This is a genomic window from Acinetobacter brisouii, from assembly GCF_008993995.1.
GTDB classification, from domain to species: Bacteria; Pseudomonadota; Gammaproteobacteria; order Pseudomonadales; family Moraxellaceae; genus Acinetobacter; species Acinetobacter brisouii_A.
This window is the reverse complement of record NZ_BKNN01000193.1, coordinates 1-344: the sequence shown is the minus strand read 5'-3', so window position 1 is coordinate 344 and position 344 is coordinate 1. Positions and strand designations below refer to the sequence as shown.

The following is a 344-nucleotide window of genomic DNA, read 5'->3' as shown; positions in this document are numbered from 1 at the left end:
AGCCATTGAAGAGAACCAAGGTAATGTATCGAAATCCGCTAGACAACTTGGCATTTCAATGCAAACCCTTTCGAACTGGAATAACAAAGCAAAGGCTGGAACTTTAGCAGGCACAAAACAGTATTCGCCCGATCTAAACGCCTTACTCGAAGAAAATAAGAAGCTTAAACAACAGCTCAAAACAGCTGAAATGGAACGTGAATTTTTAAAAAAGGCAGCAGCGTACTTTGCCAAAGAAAGTCAGTGAGGTACGCCTATATGAAATCGCAAAGCCACTTATTTCCGATTATTTTAATGGCTCGATTACTTCGTCTATCCGTTTCTCGCTTTTATGATTGGCTAAA

The 344-nt window shown here is 39.8% G+C and carries 1 pseudogene; it reads left to right on the top strand.

Features of this window, described 5'->3' with window-relative positions:
- Positions 1–4: 4 nt before the first annotated feature.
- A pseudogene (locus GBN19_RS15620) lies at positions 5–344 on the top strand (transposase); the annotation flags it as partial.